Source organism: Brevibacillus sp. MER 51 (genome assembly GCF_023714195.1).
GTDB lineage: Bacteria > Bacillota > Bacilli > Brevibacillales > Brevibacillaceae > Brevibacillus.
Genome location: NZ_JAMAUS010000018.1, coordinates 21,407 through 37,818, shown reverse-complemented (window position 1 = coordinate 37,818; position 16,412 = coordinate 21,407). Strand labels below are relative to the sequence as shown.

The window sequence follows — 16,412 nt, the reverse complement described above, 5'->3', positions numbered from 1 at the left end:
AATGATTGAGGATACAGAAAATTCCAAATGCGAAAGAAGGGAATCCTGCTATGAATAGAAAAGCACGTCGGTTCGTTGATCTGAGTGTGCCTCTTGATCATCTGGCAAAAGAACCGTTTCCACCCGAGATTCAATACAGTAGTCATGAAGAAGGGGCTATCCAAGCCGCGCAGTACTTCGGATTGCAACCAACGGATTTTCCCGAACAAAAGGCATGGGCGAGTGAAACGGTGACACTCACAACACATACAGGAACACATGTCGATGCGCCTTGGCATTACTGGCCTACTTCTGAGGGAGAGCCGGCGAAAACGATTGATCAGTTGCCGTTAGAGTGGTTCTACGGAGATGGTGTCCTGCTTGATTTTAGTGAAAAGCCGTCTGGCTATGAGATCACGGTGAATGATGTAAAACAGAAGCTCGCACAAATCGAATACGAACTGAAACCGTTCGATATTGTCCTGATCAGGACGGGCGCTGATAAAAGATACTATGAGGAGCACTATTTTCAATCACATGCAGGAGTATCCGCCGAAGCGACACATTGGTTGATCGATCAAGGAATCAAAGTCATGGGAACCGATGGGTGGGGATGGGATATCCCGTTTTCCGTTCAAGCCGCTGATTATAAACAAAACCCGCGCGATGGTGTTTTATGGGCAGCTCACTATGTGGGAAAAGAGAAAGAGTATTGCCAGATTGAAAAGCTGGCGAATTTGGAACAATTGCCGAGACCCTACGGGTTTACCGTCTCTGTGTTTCCTGTAAAAGTGAAAGGAGCGAGCGCGGGATGGGCGCGTCCTGTCGCGATTTTTGAGGAAGAGGAGTAAGTCGTATGGGCATGAACCAGAGCGCGAAGGTTCTGTTCCTCCTATTCTTCTTGGGCTTTTGTTTTATCATGATCGCGAATGTTTCTCTGATCGGGTATCCTGCATTGCCATTCGAATCCAAGTCCAAAAAAGAAGTGACGGAGCTGTTGGGTGAAAACACGGGAAAAATCGTCAAATTGACAACGGAGGGAAACGTCGATTGGTATGGATATGGGCCGCAAGCGAATCAAGCTACAGCGGCGGAAGCGATGAAACGAGCGGTGACAGAAAAAGGCTGGACCTTCATCCAACAAGAAGGGGCCGGATACTTCTTTGAACGGGGAAAAGAGAAGATGGTCATTACGACACAAATGTGGACGGGCAACTATGTACTCTATCGAATCCCCGCAGGTATTCTAAAACCTTAAAGGGGAGGGGCTTTCCACAACAAATATTTTTCTCGTAAACAAACAGCACAAGGTCGATACCCCGCAGCAATAGCGGTAGCTTCATCCGCAAAAAATACGCGATGGCGCACATAACCGCCTCGCGTAATGGCTCTGATGGCAGAGGGGCAATCCAGTCGGCCGTATATTTTGCGTGGACGATAGCCCCCCAATGTACCCGGAGAATCACTCTGATAAAAAGAGCGATCAGCTCCGAGCAGGGTGTATGTTTTGGCAGAGTCAGCATCTTGAGGTGCTGGCTTTTTCGGTGTAGGCATATGGCTCCCCCTCTATTGGTAATGTGTCGTTTTCGCTCCAAAAGGAGGAAGCCACAGTCAGTCAGCCTACATGAAGTGTTCTTACCTTACGAGAATTTCGGAATCGCGAAGTAGGCAGTCAAGCGGTGGTTGATCTGCTCTTCGGTGAGCTCCGGGAACAATCTCGCTTCCTTCACCATATCGTACAGACGCTCCATTGGCTCGCGGCCATCCGCTTTCTTTGCCTTCGCGTCGTTTTTGAGCAGTTCCCAAATTCCAACCACATACTCGCGTCTGGTGACATCTTGTTTGCGGAAAAAGAAATCGAGGCGCTCCACATGGTCCATGAATTCGTCGCCGAAGCGCTTGTCCACTTCCCCGCGCAAGAGGGCGATTTCAGCCTCGTACATCGGACGCTCGTTGCCTTTTTCCTTGCTGATCCAAGGTGTCTCCAGTACAAGCGGCAGGTGGCGGATTTTCTCGTGGTTTACGATGTAATTCATCGCATCAAAGCCGATGAGTCCCGCACCGATTGGCGCATGGCGGTCTTTGCCTGCCCCGCGGAAGTTTTTGCTGTCATTCAAGTGAACGACGGCGAGACGGTCCAAGCCGATTGTCCGGTCAAACTGGTCCAGGACGCCATCGAAGTCGTTAACGATATCATAGCCAGCATCGTGAATGTGGCAGGTATCCATGCAGACGGTCAGCCTGCTGTTGTCTTCTACTTTCTCGATGATGGCCGCGATTTCCTCAAAGCTGCGACCGATTTCCGTCCCTTTGCCCGCCATCGTCTCCAACGCGATTTTTACATCGGTGTCTTTTACGCCTGCCAGAACTTCATTCAAGCCTTCCGCGATCCGGGCGATGCCGTACTCTGCATCCTTGTCCGTGTAGGCGCCAGGGTGCAGCACGATATTTTTGACGCCAATGTAGTCGGTCCGGCGAATCTCTTCTTGCAGAAAACGGACAGCGAGCTCATAGGTATCGTCCTTGTAAGAGCCCAAGTTGATAATGTACGGGGCATGTACGACAATTTCATCCACGCCCTGCTTGGCCATTACTTCTTTGCCTTCTGTAATGTACTGATCCTCGATCGGTTTGCGGCGGGTGTTCTGCGGTGCACCCGTGTAGATCATAAAGGTACTCGAGCCGTAGGTGGCTGCTTCTTGGGCGGCATTCAGCAGTCCCTTACCGGAGAATGATACGTGCGAACCTATTTTTAGCATAGGATAGAACCTCCTTTGATTAATAAAGAAAACGCCATAAATAAAAAGTAGCGTACGACTCCCAATTCGTCCAAGCCTTGGACAGCTCTCGTATTTCTGCTTTTGTCGGCTTTTTTTCTTTGCCTAGTAAAAATTTGATCGCATTGTGCAGGCCGACATCATCAATGGGAAAAGCAGAGGGCATTCGCAGACAGCGCATGAGCACATAGTTGGCTGTCCACGGTCCAATCCCACGGATACGGGTCAAACGTTTCTCCGCGGTTTGATAATCTCCTCCGTCCCATAATAGCTCTTTCGATAGTTTCCCTTCAACGATGAGTTGTGCGACGTCAATCAAATACTCGCATTTCTTGGTCGTCATGCGCAATCCATCCAAATCAGCGACGGATAATCCGGCGATTTTTTCCGCTGTGGGAAAAAGCCAATACGTCTGTCCTTCGAAATCTACTCGTCTTCCGAATGTCTCTACCAACCGCCGCTTGAGGGTGTACGCATAGGTCAGGTTAATTTGTTGACCAATGATTCCCCAACTGAGCGCTTCAAACAGGTCGGGAATGCCAATAGTCCGCAGCCCGTAAAATTTTTCAACGGCTTGCTGTAGAAGAGCATCCCCTGCGGCAAGCTCATAAAACGGAACCAGGTCTCGATCGAGATCGAACCAATCTCGCACATAGCGGGCTACCTCCATCCGGGCTTTTTCAGTGGGAAGCGAAGGGCTGAGAAAACGCACAGTCAATCCTTGATCGTTTTCTGCGTGAATTTCGACCACTTGTGAATCTTGTTCAATCGGGATGGCTTTGTAGAGGCGCCCGTTTTGAATGTGAAACATGCATTCGTTGGATGCTCTGGACAAGTAGTGAAGATTTTGCGAAAAACAGAATTCCGTAGGTACGGACAAGATTAATTCTTTTCTATTATCGACCCAAGCCGAGTGGGATAGACTGCTTGTCATGTGAAAACCTCCTGTCTTCCTCCTAGTTTTATAACAAGAAAAGCTATCCTGTCATTTCGTTATCTTGCTATTTTAATCTTCTAGCAGTACGGATCATGTAGCGTGGGGGTATACTGTCGGTAAGAGCAAGCGATTCGATAACGGCTATGGCAAAGGAGAGGACATGTGTTGGAGGAACGGGTAACCGATGAGCGATGGCAGGCCATTATTCATAACGATTCGTCTTACGATAATCAATTTTTTTATGCGGTAAAAACGACGAAGATTTTTTGTAGACCGTCGTGCAAGTCGAAGCCGCCGAAGAGGGAGAACGTGCGGGTTTTCCAAAATGCAAACCAAGCCCTACGGGAAGAATTTCGACCATGTAAACGCTGCAAGCCCACGGGAGAGAGGTTGCCTGATCGTGAGTGGGTGGCACAAATTACACAGTACATTGATTCTCATTATAACGAAAAGCTGACGCTGGAGCATTTGGCTGATATGTGCCATGGCAGTCCGTTTCATTTGCAGCGAACGTTTAAGCGACTCATGGATATGACGCCTGTGGAGTACATCCAGAAAAAGCGGATAGAAAGGGCACGGGAGCTGCTGGCTCATTCGAACAACCAGATCGCGGATGTTGCGCAATTGGTAGGAATGCCGAATACGCCGTATTTTATCACGTTGTTTAAAAAAATGACGGGCCAGACCCCGAGTGAATATCGCCAACTGTACGTCAAAAAACAAACGACATAAGCTGCTTGTGAAATGTGATATCTTAAAAAGTAAGAAGCATTGAAGATGAGAAACAAAAGGAGCCCTGCCAAAATGAACGATACGAAAACCTTGCGAGAAGTATTTAAAAAGACCACTTATCAAATCGCCGGGCACAGCAAGAGAGACCTCCATCAATTGCAGCAGGTCCTGTCCAGAGTGGACGGGAATATGGAGGGTGATATGTACGGAACAGGCGAACTCATCGAGAATTTCCAACGAAAGATGGCCGAATATTTGGGCAAAGAGTCTGCCGTATTCTTTCCCAGCGGTACGATGGCCCAACAAATCGCGTTACGCATCTGGTGCGATGAGAAGGGAATCAAAAAGGTCGCCTATCATCCGCTCTGCCACTTGGAGATTCACGAGGAGGATGGGCTCAAGGAGTTGCATCAGATCGAGGCTGTCTTGCTGGCGGATAAAGACAGAGTGATTGAACTGGGCGATGTTCTCGGCATGGACGACGATATCGCGTGCCTGTTGCTGGAATTGCCACAGCGGGAGATTGGCGGACAGCTACCCACGTATGAGGATTTGGAGGCGATCTCCCGTTATTGTCGGGAAAAAGGAATTAGGCTGCATCTGGATGGCGCCCGGCTTATGGAAATCCTGCCGTTTTACGAGAAGACAGCCGATGAGGTATGCGCGTTGTTTGATAGCGTGTACATATCCTTTTACAAAGGAATAGGCGGAATTGCCGGAGCGATCCTGGCTGGGGATGAAGATTTCACGAAGCAATCGAAGGTATGGAAAAGACGCCATGGCGGGGACCTGATTAGTTTGTACCCGTATATTGTCACGGCAGAATACCATTTTGAGCAGAGAAAGCATAAATTCGGTCAATATTACGAGCACGCAAAGGAACTGGCAGCATTGTACAACCAATGCCAGGGGATATCCACGAGACCAGCCGTGCCTGTATCCAACATGTTTCATGTGCATGCAGAATTGCCGAAAGAAGAGCTTGAGCGTACCTTGCTCTCACTTAGTGAAGAGACAGGAATTGGCTTCACGCAATATGTAAGAGAGGACGACGAATCGACTAGCTCCTATGAGGTAAGTATTGGCGATCGGTATGCGATGATCCCGAAGGAAGAGCTGGCATTGGCATTCGAAAAGCTGAATCAGAAATTAGGGGAGCAGAAATAAAAAGCCGAGTAACGAATCAACTTCGGGGCGGTGGCAGTATGGGGCTTACAGATTCATACCGGACTGCCGCGAATTTTTCCGTAAGAAGAGAAAGGAACCAAGATGTTCATTATCAGACCGTACGAAAAAAGCGACTACCCTTCGATCATGGCTTACGATTTGCCGCAAGAACAAGCGATCTACACGTCTATGCCAGTTGATGTGATTGAAGCATCTCAAAACGATCGTGGATCTATGCCCTATGTGGTTTTCGACCAAGGCCATCTAATCGGCTGCTTTGCCTTATTCACACCACACACAGGCAATCCCTACACACCAAATGGCGAGGCTATTATTTTCAAATCATTTTCGATAGATTCCCGCTATCAAAAGAAGGGCTACGCCTTGCGAGTATTCCATGAGTTGGCTGACATCGCACGAGTGCATTACCCGGAGCGAGATGAAATCGTGTTGACGGTGCATCATACGAATACGCCAGCGATCCAACTGTATAAAAAGGCTGGTCTAGTCGATCAAGGATGGAGATTTGCGGGCGAGTATGGCGAGGAGCTGATTTTTCATCTGAATTTGACAGCATCTACATAAATGGTTGCAAGTAGTAGCTTGTATTTGCTCTCAACTGCTGTACAGACGCTCCCGGTCGGAACAGCTTATGCTGTATGGACGGGCATTGGCTCAGCAGGAAGCAGATTCTGTTCATTACAGGGATTGTCATCAGTAGCGAAAAGCCCCTTTCTGGCAGCGTGTGCTGTAAGAAGGGGGCTTTTTTGGCCAGGTTTTCACTAGTTCGCCTGTACGCCAAATCGGGTGAACAATTGCCAGATCAGCTCTCGTCTGCTGGATACTCCGGTTTTTACGAAGATGGACTTCAAATGATCCTGAACCGTATAAGCGGAGATGTGCAGTGTGCGTGCGAGCTCCTTCGTGGAAGCGCCGCGGACAATCTGGTCGAGTATTTGCTTTTCCCGTACAGACAATCCGTATGCCTCGGCGATTAGCGGCAGCATGTCAGCAGGTTTTGCGGGACCGAACAAGACAGCCAAGTGCACCGTGCTGCTCTGGCTGTTCATGGGGCTTGCCTGAATCGTCATGTAAGGGCCATCTGGCATGCGAATACAGACTTTTGCCAAGGATGTCGTGTGGCCTGATTCTGCTAGCTGAGAGAGTGCCCGCGAACAGACCGCTCGCACTGGTCGGGGCAAGGTATCGCGATCAATCGATTCCCATCGGCGCAGCAGGCTCAGCCATTTTTCCGCTGTGGGATTGGCAGCGAGCAAGGTGAACTGATCCGACAGCATCAATATCCCCATCTCTTCTTCCATCCACGTATTCTCCTCAGCGGGTAAGGACAGACTCGTCTTTCGCAACTGATAAGCAATCAGCGGCGCCAAAGCCAAAATACATTCACATTCTTGCTCAGAAAAAAAGGGACGCCCCTGCGAACGAAACAACGTTAAATAGCCCCAGCATGCACTGTCGTACTTGAGGGCAGCACGCATTTCATCATGAAAACCGGCGGGGAGTAGAACATTGCGATAGCGGTCACTGCGTTTAAGCTGGCCCCCGGTCGCTCGGCTCAGCGTAGCAACTGGCTCAGCCGCTTTACACAGAGCATCATACCGGTTAAAGTCCTCGCGCAAGTATTCATGCTCAAAAATACCATGATGAATCGCTTCCACCCCGTCTTCCGTAATGGCTCCGGTGGACAAAAGTGTTTGCGGATCAACAGCGGTACAGCAGGCCCCGTCAAAAGGGACGAACTCTCGCAATAGCGGCAAGAGCGCTGTCCGATAGTCTTGTGAGGAGTGAGAAAAGCGTTCAGCCAGTGCCATCACTTTTCGTTTGCTCGCTTCCCGATTTGTGCTCATCTGCATTTCTCCTGTACGTCTATTGTCAAAAGGAAAATCCCAGTTTTGTGGGATGGTGCTCTCCTCGGTACTCTCTATAATTGAGAATAATTCTTAGTCTAAATTTACAAGATACGCGAGGAGTTGGAAAGACCATATGAGCCAGCGGCAGCGCTTTTTCATGATGATCGCGATTTGTCTGGGTGCATTCTTGTCTCATTTTACAGCGGGGATTGTCAATGTCTCGCTCCCTCAGTTCACATACATTTTCCAGACGGAGCTGGCGATCGCACAATGGATTACAACGGGTTATTTGCTTGTCATTGTGTCTCTTCTTCCTTTCATGGGCAAGCTGGGAGATCGATACGGGCATCGTGTGCTGCACAATTACGGTTTCCTGCTGTTCACGGTAAGTTCTGTCTTGGTGGCTTTCTCGACGACGATCACGATGCTGTTGGCGCTTCGAATCGTGCAAGCCATCGGATCGGCTATGTTCCAGGCTACCAATATCGCGCTCATTGCGATTTTGCTCCCAAAAGAAATGCGGGGGAGGGCAATGGGGATCATGAGTACAGCTGTTGCGCTTGGCGGCATGACCGGGCCGATTGCAGGTGGGATGATCGCGTCGTGGTTGAGCTGGGAGTGGTTGTTTCTGATTCATGTTCCTGTCGCCATCTTGGCTACGGGGCTGGCTCTTCGTTACATTCCTTCTCATGAGCAGACGAAGAAGGTCAGTTCACTTGATCTCGTTGGGGCAGGTCTGTTTATGCTGCTGGTCAGCTCAATCATTATCGCGATCTCCAATGGAAACGGGTGGGGCTGGGCTTCACAAGGGATGCTCATTCTTTTTGGGGGTGTACTCGTCTTGGGATGGGTGTTTGTCTGGTGGGAGCGGCGACAGTCATTGCCGTTTTTGCCCGTGTCGGTCTTTCGCCTATCGGCTGTGTCCAGTGGACTGTTCATTAGCTTCACTTCGTTTGTGCTCGCTAATCTCGTACTGGTTGCCCTGCCGTTCTACCTGCTTAATCAAGCGCATGAATCCCCTTTGACGGCAGGGTATATGATGACTGCCTACCCATTGCTGCTGGCGTTGACGGGTCCTTTTAGTGGCTGGGCTTCAGACCGCTATCGTGCACGCCCACTCATTTTTGCAGGTCTAGGTGCGATTGGGGCAGGGGTGACCGTCTTAGCGATCTGGCTAGAGGCATTATCCACGGTGGAAATCATTGCGGTACTGGCTTTGGTAGGGGCTGGTATGGGGCTGATTGCTTCGCCCAACAACAGCTACATCATGCGCCACGTCCCGATGGAGCATGCGGGCGCGATCGGAGGCATGATCGCCTTGACACGCAATGCAGGGATGGTGGTCGGCGCAGCGTTGGGACTGGGTATGATGAACGGTGAGTCGAGTCAAGCTGTGCAGCCGACGATCGATGCGTATCGTGCGGTTTTTGAAGCAGGAGGGTTAATTTGCCTGAGCGGATTGTTGGTCTGGTGGTATGCCGGACGTCTTGAGCGACAGAAAAAGAGAGGCACAGAGGTGGAGAAGGCATGAGCAAGGATCGAATTGTGGTAGTCGGAGGGTACGGTCATGTAGGGGCAACCATATGCAAGAATTTGGGTGAAGCATATCCGGGACGGGTGTATGCAGCCGGACGCAGCTTGGAGAAGGCTGAAGCATTTTGCCGAAAAGAAGATGGGAAGGTGCTGCCGTTGCAACTCGATATTCACAAGCCGTTAGACCAAAGCATGCTGGAAAAAGTAAAGCTGGTGGTCATGTGTCTGGACCAGCGGGATACGGTTTTTGTGGAAGGGTGTATGCGGAATGGAACGCATTATCTCGATATTTCGGCGAATGGCCATTTTTTGACGCAAATCGAACAATGGGGGAGCCAAACTGAAACGAAGAACATGGGAACCACCGTGCTCAGTGTAGGACTGGCGCCAGGGCTGACCAACCTGCTCGCAGGGGAAGCTCATCGCTTGCTGGATCAGGTGAATGAGCTGGACATATTCATTATGCTTGGGCTCGGTGATCGGCATGGGAAGGCCGCGATTGAATGGACTGTCGATAACTTGTGCACGAGCTACGAGGTGATGAACAAGCATCAGCGTGTAACCGTAGAGAGCATGACAGACGGCAAGCTTGTTGATTTTGGACCGGAGTTGGGGAAGAAGCGCGCGTATCGATTTCCGTTTTCCGATCAACAGTCATTGGCACGCACCTTGGATGTCCCTACAGTATCTACCCGACTTTGTTTTGATCTGGATGGGATGACGAGAGTGGTGGCTGGTTTGAAGAGCATAGGAATTTGCCGACTACTTCATCAACCAAAAGTACGGGAAGCCACGATTGAAGCGTTTGGGCGTTGGAAAATGGGGGATGATCGGTTTGCCATCAAGGTAGAAGCACAGGGAAAACGGGGAACGAACAAGGCGACAGTAGAGTGTCTGCTGTACGGGCGCGATCAGTCCAACATGACCGCAATGGTGGCGGTTGCCGTAGCAAAATCGCTATATGAAGAGGCGTTTCCTCCAGGAGTCCACCACATGGAACAACTGTTTTCATTAGAAAAAATGAGAGTTTGGCTGGAGCAGAAAGCATCACTGACCGTATTTGTCAGGGAAGCCGGTCTATGATAGAGCTATCGAAGAACCAAAGAGGGGGCTTTATCATGACGCACTATGCCAAAAACATGTACGACTTTCACGCGTGGGCGAATCAAACGTTAATCAATCGCTTAAAGGAGCTTCCGGAAGGTGTTTACCAGCAGGAGGTCCAAAGCGTTTTCCCGACAATAGCAAAAGTGATGGAGCATATTTATATGGTGGACCAAGGCTGGATTCGCATATTGCAGGGGATGGACATGCAAGCGGCATTAAATGAGGCATGGAAGAAGGAAAAGGAATTAACGGGAAAAAGCTTGGAGGAAGTTGAGCAGTTGTATGCCGAACTGGTCGAGCAATTCAGAGCTTTTTTCAGCCAAGAAGAAGATTTGGAGCGACGCATTGTCCTTGATAATCCGTACACGAGAGTGCGAGATACGAGCTTGGCAGAAATCATCATGCAAGTGGTCAATCACGGAACGTATCATCGTGGAAATATAACGGCGATGCTGCGCCAAATGGGGTATCCTTCTGTCATGACCGATTATGCACTTTACTGGTACGCCAACTGAAAAGAGTCTTGGGCTGGAAGAGATTTCATTCTTCTGGCTTTAGGCTGTTGACAAGGGACAATTCACGTCCTATAATTATCTTAAATTCAAGATATTTAATTTTCGTAACATCGTCATCCTACTTCCCCAAGCAGGAACATTTTTAAACCCATTATCTTAAATTTGAGATATTAAAAAATGAATGAGATAGAAAAAATCGAGGAGGAAGTCCCATGAGTGAATTCACCACCCTTGTAAAAAACAGAAGATCTGCAAACAAGTTTCTAACGGACGTAACGATAACACCTGCTGAGATCGATGAAATCATGTCGCTGGTCAAATTCGCGCCATCAGCATTCAATTTGCAGCATGCCCATTATGTAGTTGTCATCGATCCAGAAGCCAAAGAGCGTGTATATGAAGCGGCATATAGACAGTATAAGGTAAAGACCGCTTCGGCAGTTGTGCTTGTATTTGGTGACAAGGAAGCGTACCAAAACGTAGAGCGCATTAATGAAGGCCTTCTTCATTTAGGAGTCATGGATCAACGCGAGTACGACCACAACAATTCTTCTGTCAGAGCAATGCACGAGGCTGGAGGAGAGCAGTTCAAGCGCGATGAAGCGATCCGCAACGCCAATTTGTCCGCAATGTTGTTCATGCTCGCTGCAAAGGATAAAGGCTGGGATACATGCCCGATGATCGGATTCGACCCGGCAGCGGTGCAAGAAATAGCGAAGGTTCCGGACAGCTTTGTGCCAGCTTTGATGATCACGATTGGAAAAGAAGATACATCCAGCCAGCGTGTCAGAGGGTACCGCAAGCCCGTTGGAGAGTTCGTAAGCTACAACACATTCCCAGCAAGTAAATAATAAATTTGAGGAGGCAATACAAAATGACACAGCAAACAGCAGGAATTCACCATATCACAGCTTTTGTAACAAGCGCCCAAAATAACGTTGATTTTTATGCAGGGTTTCTCGGATTGCGCATGGTGAAAAAAACGATCAACTTCGATGCACCAGATGTATATCACTTGTATTTCGGGAATGAGGTCGGCAGTCCAGGTACTGCAATCACCTTTTTCCCGTGGGAAACTGGTCGCCGCGGACGCGTTGGCGGTGGGCAGGTTGGCTATACAACCTTCTTGATTCCGGTGGGGGCGTTTTCCTTCTGGGAGGATCGACTGAAAAAATTCGGAATCGAGTACCGCCGCGTGGAGCGTTTTAATGAAACGTATCTGCAATTTGCAGACAGAGACGGCTTACAGCTGGAGATCGTGGAACGTAAAGGCGGTCCAGCGAGCAAATGGTCCTTTGGCGGGGTGCCAGCTGATAAGGCGATCAAAGGCTTCGGCGGAGCGATCTTGTACAGCATGGCTCCAGCCCACACTATGGATGTTCTCGAGAGACTGATGGGACTGACCAGAGTCGGCGAAGAAAACGGCCTTGTCCGTTTCAAGGCTCACGGCGATTTGGGCAATGTCATTGACGTGAATGCCGAGCCGATACCAAGAGGAGTAGGTGGCGCAGGTACAATCCACCATATCGCATGGCGTGCCGTAGATGATCAGGATCACCAACTGTGGCAGCAGCGTGCGGCTCAATCCGGACTCCATCCGACGGATATTATCGACCGTCAATACTTCAACGCCATCTACTTCCGCGAGCCAGGCGAGATTTTGTTTGAGATTGCAACAGATCCTCCAGGATTTGAACGAGATGAGCCATTTGAGGCACTGGGTGAAAAACTGATGCTCCCCGAGTGGTATGAACCACGTCGTGCCCAGATTGAGCAAGGTTTGCCGCCGATTACAGTCAGAGTGTTGGAGGAAGATAAATCATGAATTTGAAGCACATTTTTCGAAAAGGAACCGATTCAAAAGCACCAACGCTGTTGTTGCTTCATGGAACAGGCGGAGATGAAAACGACCTCTTGCCACTGGCCAATCGCATTTATCCAGGCGCTTCTGTTCTGAGTGTCCGTGGGAATGTTCTCGAAAACGGCATGCCGCGATTTTTCCGACGCTTAGCAGAGGGTGTATTCGACGAAGAGGATTTGGTCAACCGCACGCAGGAGCTGCATGAGTTTTTGGATCAGGCGGCGGTTACGTATCAGATCGAGCGAGACAATATCGTGGCAGTCGGTTATTCGAACGGGGCGAATATCGCAGGTAGTCTCCTGTTCCATTACCCGACTCCGCTAAAAGGGGCGATTCTTTTCCACCCAATGGTTCCACGCCGTGGGATCGCTCTGCCTGATATGTCAGCTATCCCGGTATTCATCGGAGCGGGTACGAATGATCCGATCTGTACTGCACAAGAGACGGAGGAGCTGAACCAACTACTGACAGAAGCAGGTGTTGACGTGACTGTGCATTGGGATTCATATGGTCATCAGCTAACGGTGAAGGAAGTAGAGGCTTCGGCCGCGTGGTTTACAGAGAAGTTTCGCAAGTAATCGAATGAGTAACAAGAGCGGCGGACCTATGTGTCTGCCGTTTTTTGTGTGTGCAAACAAGTTGTTTTTCCGGGAAAAGAGCAGGTTTCCCTCAGATTTAATCAAATGTGTAAGGGTCTTCAAGAGCCAGCCGTATTCGTTCATCTCTTGTTCATATTGCTTCTTTACGATTGATCCGCGTAGATAGGCGCAAGCCAGTGACGATTTGCAGGAGGATAAACAAGTGAGTATCATTCAAAATAATGAAGCAGGAGAACCAGAGGGCGAGTAACAAGGAGGCCAGCTAGATGAAACTGACGATTCTGATTGCAGATGACGATCCACACGTACGTGAGCTATTGCGGTTTTACTTAGCAAAAGAGGGATACAACGTCTTGGCTTGTGTGGATGGAAATGAGGCTTCGGAGCTGTTAGAGCAAGAGTCTGTCCAGCTCGCCATCGTGGATGTGATGATGCCAGGCAAAAACGGCTGGGAGCTATGCCGGGAGATCCGGGAATTTTACGACCTCCCTGTCATCATGCTAACGGCAAAGGGAGAGGTGCGGGATAAGGAAAAAGGTTTTTTGGCGGGGACGGATGATTATTTGACCAAGCCATTTGAGCCTACCGAATTGCTGTACCGCATCAAGGCCTTGCTGCGTCGTTATCAGATGGTCAGCAAACAAATCATTGTCATAAACGATACTGTCATCGATCGTATCAGCCATGTTGTGAAGGTGAAAGAAGAGTTGATTCATTTACCATTAAAGGAATTTGAACTGCTTGCCCAGCTTGCCAGTTTTCCTGATCGGATCTTTACCCGGGATCAACTGTTGGAGCTCGTGTGGGGGAGTGATACGGAGAGCGATAGTCGTACCATCGATGTGCATATTAAGCGGCTGCGAGAGAAATTTACGGAGAAAACCAATGACTTTGTCATTTCTACCGTTCGTGGTTTAGGCTACAAGCTGGAGGTGCGAGGCACGTGAAATCTCTCTACGTTCGGGTTGTTATTACCTTCGTCGCCATTGTACTGATCAGCGGCACGCTTGGATTTTTGTTGGCAAATGAGTATTATCAACGAAACCTGCGTGCTTATAATGAACAAAAAATCACGAGTATCGGACAGCAGATAATCGATTTGTACGAGCATAAATCCTCGCTCGACCTGACCGCCTTTATGACCCATGTCGGCAATTTGAATTTTCAGTTGCATCTCGTGGATGAGAATGGCGGAGTAAGCCAGTTCGGAGCACCTTTTCGAGACCAGCAGATAGAGCCTGCCATCGTTCAAAAAGTATTGGCGGGTGAGACCTACAGAGGAATTACAGAAGAACAGCACGGCTTGTTTGTGACCGGATTTTTCGAAAACACGTTGACAAACAGCATTGGCTTGCCGCTTATAGCAGAAGGGAAAAAGTACGCCCTGTTTGTACGGCCAAATATTGAGCAGCAGTTTGGCGAGGTGCACATTATGTTTGCTTTGCTGCTGGCAGCGATGTTTGTCCTTAGCCTGATCCTGATTTTGGTATTTACCCGTTATTTGGTGAAGCCGATCGAGAAGCTAAGCCGTGCGACCAAAAAGCTGGCAGAAGGGCAGTACGATATCCAACTGGACATCGCTCGCCGGGATGAAATCGGCGATTTGGCCATGCATTTTGCGAGAATGACAGAGTCACTCAAACAACTGGACGAGATGCGCCAAGAGTTTGTCTCCAATGTCTCTCATGAAATCCAGTCTCCATTGACATCGATCCAAGGCTTTTCTCAAGCCATCCGCAGCGGTGGTGTGACAAGCGAACAGCGGGAGATGTACTTGACGATCATCGAAGAGGAGAGCAGACGGCTGTCTTCCTTGAGCAAGCAGCTGTTGACGCTCGCTTCCCTGGACAAAGAGACCGGGCTGTACGAACCGACCCGTTTTTGTCTGGATGAGCAGATCAGGCAAGTCCTCTTAGTTTTGCAGCATCAGTGGCAACAAAAAAAGCTCGCGATGGAGCTGACCTTACCGGAGACCTTCATCGTGGGTGACAAGCAGCTACTCAATCAAGTATGGATGAACCTGCTTGCGAACAGTATCAAATTCACCCCAACGGCTGGCTCTATTTACATTGCGATACAGAAGGATACGCGAATCGTCGTGACCATTCGAGATACGGGGATCGGCATGTCAGAAGAAGAGCAGGAGCATGTCTTTGACCGCTTTTACAAAGGAGACAAGTCACGCAATCGAGAAGCGACGGGAAGCGGGCTCGGTCTTTCTATCGTACAAAAAATTTTGCAGGTCGCAAAAGGCAGCATTCACATTCAAAGCCGTATAGGCGAAGGGACAACGGTCACGGTCAGTCTACCGACGGGTGAACATCCTACTGCGCGAACGACAAACGAATCGTAACGAAGCAAAGCAAGGGAGTGAATTCCATGAATATCGGTACGCGTGTACTTGCCGCAGTCATATCCCCTTTCTTTACCGGTCTGTATGCTGCATTGATCATCTACCTTTATCGTGATCCTAGCGCGCCGTACGGGTTTGGACAAGAATATTTGCTGGGAGTGCTCATCAGCATGGCAATGAACCTGATTGTCTTCGTATGGCTGTCGGTATTCGTGGACTGGCTAGTGAATCGATCGCACGTAATCGGGTGGAAAAAATACGCAGTGCGTTGCGCCGGATATGCTGTCATCGGCTATGTGCCTGTGTTTTTTCAATGGCTAAAGAGTGTTGATCCGCAAGCTGCATTGTTTTATCCGCAGGCAACGGTGTTTGTGTTCGCTTCGATATGTTACTTCCTTATATTTGTGGGAATAGAGGCGATCAGGCAGCGTTTTACCGGGAAAACGAGTGCAAACCGCCATGGTTAATCAAATGTTTAATATGCCGGAGTAACAAAAAAGCCCGAGCAATCAGGTAGCTCGGACAATCGTTTTCTGTTCTTTGGCGTGTTCAATCCCCGCAGATATGAGATGGCGTACATGGTCATCATCCAACGAGTAAAATACGAGTTTTCCTTCTTTGCGGTACTTGGCCAGTCCCATGTTGCGCAGAAGCCGCAGATGATGGGAGGTGTTAGCGATCGAGCTTCCGATAATAGCAGCCACATCGCAGACACAGAGCTCGTCTTCCATCGAGAGGATGTGAATGATTTTGGCGCGGGTGTCATCGGCCAACGCCTTGAAGATTTTTGCTACCCCTTCTGATTCTGTGGCGAACGGCTTTAACCGATTTACTTTTTCCTCATCAAAACATTGGATTTCACAGATGTCATCCACTGTAACCATCACCTCATGCTCTACAATGTCCTATTATTATAGACATTCACAGAGAAAGTGAAAAGGAAAAACGACATTTTCATGGCAGTGTAGTGTCCCTCTCTGT

20 protein-coding genes are annotated in these 16,412 nt (G+C 49.2%); 15 read left to right on the top strand and 5 right to left on the bottom strand.

The genetic code is table 11. The annotated features are described in order from the left end of the window. Nucleotides 1-50: 50 nt before the first annotated feature. Together M3630_RS26350 and M3630_RS26345 are read left to right on the top strand one after the other, a co-directional pair. Nucleotides 51-830, top strand: a complete 780-nt coding sequence (locus M3630_RS26350) for a cyclase family protein (RefSeq protein ID WP_251254057.1) — start codon at nt 51-53, stop codon at nt 828-830. A 5-nt stretch (nt 831-835) separates the two neighbouring features. Next, nucleotides 836-1,237, top strand: coding sequence for a hypothetical protein (locus M3630_RS26345; protein ID WP_251254056.1), 402 nt, complete (start codon nt 836-838; stop codon nt 1,235-1,237). Here M3630_RS26345 and M3630_RS26340 read toward each other — a convergent pair. From M3630_RS26340 to M3630_RS26330, 3 genes are all read right to left on the bottom strand, one after another. Continuing rightward, nucleotides 1,234-1,533 (bottom strand): Ada metal-binding domain-containing protein, encoded by a 300-nt coding sequence (locus tag M3630_RS26340; protein ID WP_173612421.1) that lies wholly within the window; start codon nt 1,531-1,533, stop codon nt 1,234-1,236. The two genes, M3630_RS26345 and M3630_RS26340, sit on opposite strands and share 4 nt — an antisense overlap. Nucleotides 1,534-1,619: 86 nt before the next feature. Further along, nucleotides 1,620-2,738, bottom strand: a complete 1,119-nt coding sequence (locus tag M3630_RS26335; protein WP_173612420.1) for a deoxyribonuclease IV — start codon at nt 2,736-2,738, stop codon at nt 1,620-1,622. Between the two features lie 19 nt (nt 2,739-2,757). Beyond that, on the bottom strand, nt 2,758-3,690 hold the full coding sequence (locus M3630_RS26330; protein ID WP_251254055.1) for a DNA-3-methyladenine glycosylase 2: 933 nt from the start codon (nt 3,688-3,690) through the stop codon (nt 2,758-2,760). Nucleotides 3,691-3,855: 165 nt separating this feature from the next. Between M3630_RS26330 and M3630_RS26325 the strand changes: the two genes are divergently transcribed. From M3630_RS26325 to M3630_RS31355, 4 genes are all read left to right on the top strand, one after another. Then, nucleotides 3,856-4,425: a bifunctional transcriptional activator/DNA repair enzyme AdaA gene (locus M3630_RS26325; RefSeq protein ID WP_251254054.1), complete on the top strand. Its 570-nt coding sequence runs from the start codon at nt 3,856-3,858 to the stop codon at nt 4,423-4,425. A 72-nt stretch (nt 4,426-4,497) separates the two neighbouring features. Further along, complete coding sequence (locus tag M3630_RS26320) at nt 4,498-5,592, top strand: threonine aldolase family protein (protein WP_251254053.1); 1,095 nt, start codon at nt 4,498-4,500, stop codon at nt 5,590-5,592. 102 nt (nt 5,593-5,694) lie between these two features. Further along, nucleotides 5,695-6,177: a GNAT family N-acetyltransferase gene (locus M3630_RS26315; protein WP_251254052.1), complete on the top strand. Its 483-nt coding sequence runs from the start codon at nt 5,695-5,697 to the stop codon at nt 6,175-6,177. Beyond that, nucleotides 6,178-6,378, top strand: coding sequence for a DMT family transporter (locus tag M3630_RS31355; RefSeq protein ID WP_483298478.1), 201 nt, complete (start codon nt 6,178-6,180; stop codon nt 6,376-6,378). On the opposite strand, the gene M3630_RS26305 is transcribed toward M3630_RS31355, so the two are convergent. After that, nucleotides 6,375-7,460, bottom strand: a complete 1,086-nt coding sequence (locus tag M3630_RS26305) for a helix-turn-helix transcriptional regulator (RefSeq protein ID WP_251254051.1) — start codon at nt 7,458-7,460, stop codon at nt 6,375-6,377. The genes M3630_RS31355 and M3630_RS26305 overlap by 4 nt on opposite strands. A gap of 136 nt (nt 7,461-7,596) precedes the next feature. On the opposite strand from M3630_RS26305, the gene M3630_RS26300 reads away from it, so the two are divergent. The 9 genes from M3630_RS26300 (at nt 7,597) to M3630_RS26260 (ending at nt 15,898) form a co-directional block, all read left to right on the top strand. After that, on the top strand, nt 7,597-8,994 hold the full coding sequence (locus tag M3630_RS26300) for an MFS transporter (protein ID WP_251254050.1): 1,398 nt from the start codon (nt 7,597-7,599) through the stop codon (nt 8,992-8,994). Next, nucleotides 8,991-10,079 (top strand): saccharopine dehydrogenase family protein, encoded by a 1,089-nt coding sequence (locus M3630_RS26295; RefSeq protein ID WP_251254049.1) that lies wholly within the window; start codon nt 8,991-8,993, stop codon nt 10,077-10,079. Before M3630_RS26300 ends, M3630_RS26295 begins: the two co-directional genes overlap by 4 nt. Before the next feature lie 35 nt (nt 10,080-10,114). After that, on the top strand, nt 10,115-10,618 hold the full coding sequence (locus tag M3630_RS26290; RefSeq protein ID WP_251254048.1) for a DinB family protein: 504 nt from the start codon (nt 10,115-10,117) through the stop codon (nt 10,616-10,618). A gap of 212 nt (nt 10,619-10,830) precedes the next feature. Beyond that, a complete protein-coding gene (locus tag M3630_RS26285; protein WP_251254047.1) occupies nt 10,831-11,469 on the top strand; it encodes a nitroreductase family protein in 639 nt (212 codons plus the stop codon). A gap of 23 nt (nt 11,470-11,492) precedes the next feature. Further along, on the top strand, nt 11,493-12,443 hold the full coding sequence (locus tag M3630_RS26280; RefSeq protein WP_251254046.1) for a ring-cleaving dioxygenase: 951 nt from the start codon (nt 11,493-11,495) through the stop codon (nt 12,441-12,443). Beyond that, complete coding sequence (locus M3630_RS26275) at nt 12,440-13,057, top strand: alpha/beta hydrolase (RefSeq protein ID WP_251254045.1); 618 nt, start codon at nt 12,440-12,442, stop codon at nt 13,055-13,057. Before M3630_RS26280 ends, M3630_RS26275 begins: the two co-directional genes overlap by 4 nt. A gap of 287 nt (nt 13,058-13,344) precedes the next feature. After that, nucleotides 13,345-14,025, top strand: coding sequence for a response regulator transcription factor (locus tag M3630_RS26270; protein WP_251254044.1), 681 nt, complete (start codon nt 13,345-13,347; stop codon nt 14,023-14,025). Further along, nucleotides 14,022-15,431: a sensor histidine kinase gene (locus M3630_RS26265; RefSeq protein WP_251254043.1), complete on the top strand. Its 1,410-nt coding sequence runs from the start codon at nt 14,022-14,024 to the stop codon at nt 15,429-15,431. The genes M3630_RS26270 and M3630_RS26265 overlap by 4 nt, the downstream gene beginning before the upstream one ends. 26 nt (nt 15,432-15,457) lie before the next feature. Beyond that, nucleotides 15,458-15,898, top strand: coding sequence for a hypothetical protein (locus M3630_RS26260; RefSeq protein ID WP_251254042.1), 441 nt, complete (start codon nt 15,458-15,460; stop codon nt 15,896-15,898). Nucleotides 15,899-15,940: 42 nt separating this feature from the next. Here M3630_RS26260 and M3630_RS26255 read toward each other — a convergent pair whose 3' ends face one another. Beyond that, nucleotides 15,941-16,315: an ArsR/SmtB family transcription factor gene (locus M3630_RS26255; RefSeq protein WP_035290894.1), complete on the bottom strand. Its 375-nt coding sequence runs from the start codon at nt 16,313-16,315 to the stop codon at nt 15,941-15,943. Between the last annotated feature and the right edge of the window lie 97 nt (nt 16,316-16,412).

Excerpts from the sequence above, each read along its gene's own strand:
- M3630_RS26280 (WP_251254046.1), top strand. The coding sequence starts at position 11,493 with ATGACACAGCAAACAGCAGGAATTCACCATATCACAGCTTTTGTAACA.
- M3630_RS26330 (WP_251254055.1), bottom strand. The coding sequence starts at position 3,690 with ATGACAAGCAGTCTATCCCACTCGGCTTGGGTCGATAATAGAAAAGAA.
- M3630_RS26285 (WP_251254047.1), top strand. The coding sequence starts at position 10,831 with ATGAGTGAATTCACCACCCTTGTAAAAAACAGAAGATCTGCAAACAAG.
- M3630_RS26290 (WP_251254048.1), top strand. The coding sequence starts at position 10,115 with ATGACGCACTATGCCAAAAACATGTACGACTTTCACGCGTGGGCGAAT.
- M3630_RS26350 (WP_251254057.1), top strand. The coding sequence starts at position 51 with ATGAATAGAAAAGCACGTCGGTTCGTTGATCTGAGTGTGCCTCTTGAT.
- M3630_RS26255 (WP_035290894.1), bottom strand. The coding sequence starts at position 16,315 with ATGGTTACAGTGGATGACATCTGTGAAATCCAATGTTTTGATGAGGAA.
- M3630_RS26295 (WP_251254049.1), top strand. The coding sequence starts at position 8,991 with ATGAGCAAGGATCGAATTGTGGTAGTCGGAGGGTACGGTCATGTAGGG.
- M3630_RS26270 (WP_251254044.1), top strand. The coding sequence starts at position 13,345 with ATGAAACTGACGATTCTGATTGCAGATGACGATCCACACGTACGTGAG.
- M3630_RS31355 (WP_483298478.1), top strand. The coding sequence starts at position 6,178 with ATGGTTGCAAGTAGTAGCTTGTATTTGCTCTCAACTGCTGTACAGACG.
- M3630_RS26305 (WP_251254051.1), bottom strand. The coding sequence starts at position 7,460 with ATGAGCACAAATCGGGAAGCGAGCAAACGAAAAGTGATGGCACTGGCT.
- M3630_RS26300 (WP_251254050.1), top strand. The coding sequence starts at position 7,597 with ATGAGCCAGCGGCAGCGCTTTTTCATGATGATCGCGATTTGTCTGGGT.
- M3630_RS26320 (WP_251254053.1), top strand. The coding sequence starts at position 4,498 with ATGAACGATACGAAAACCTTGCGAGAAGTATTTAAAAAGACCACTTAT.
- M3630_RS26335 (WP_173612420.1), bottom strand. The coding sequence starts at position 2,738 with ATGCTAAAAATAGGTTCGCACGTATCATTCTCCGGTAAGGGACTGCTG.
- M3630_RS26345 (WP_251254056.1), top strand. The coding sequence starts at position 836 with ATGGGCATGAACCAGAGCGCGAAGGTTCTGTTCCTCCTATTCTTCTTG.
- M3630_RS26340 (WP_173612421.1), bottom strand. The coding sequence starts at position 1,533 with ATGCCTACACCGAAAAAGCCAGCACCTCAAGATGCTGACTCTGCCAAA.
- M3630_RS26315 (WP_251254052.1), top strand. The coding sequence starts at position 5,695 with ATGTTCATTATCAGACCGTACGAAAAAAGCGACTACCCTTCGATCATG.
- M3630_RS26275 (WP_251254045.1), top strand. The coding sequence starts at position 12,440 with ATGAATTTGAAGCACATTTTTCGAAAAGGAACCGATTCAAAAGCACCA.
- M3630_RS26260 (WP_251254042.1), top strand. The coding sequence starts at position 15,458 with ATGAATATCGGTACGCGTGTACTTGCCGCAGTCATATCCCCTTTCTTT.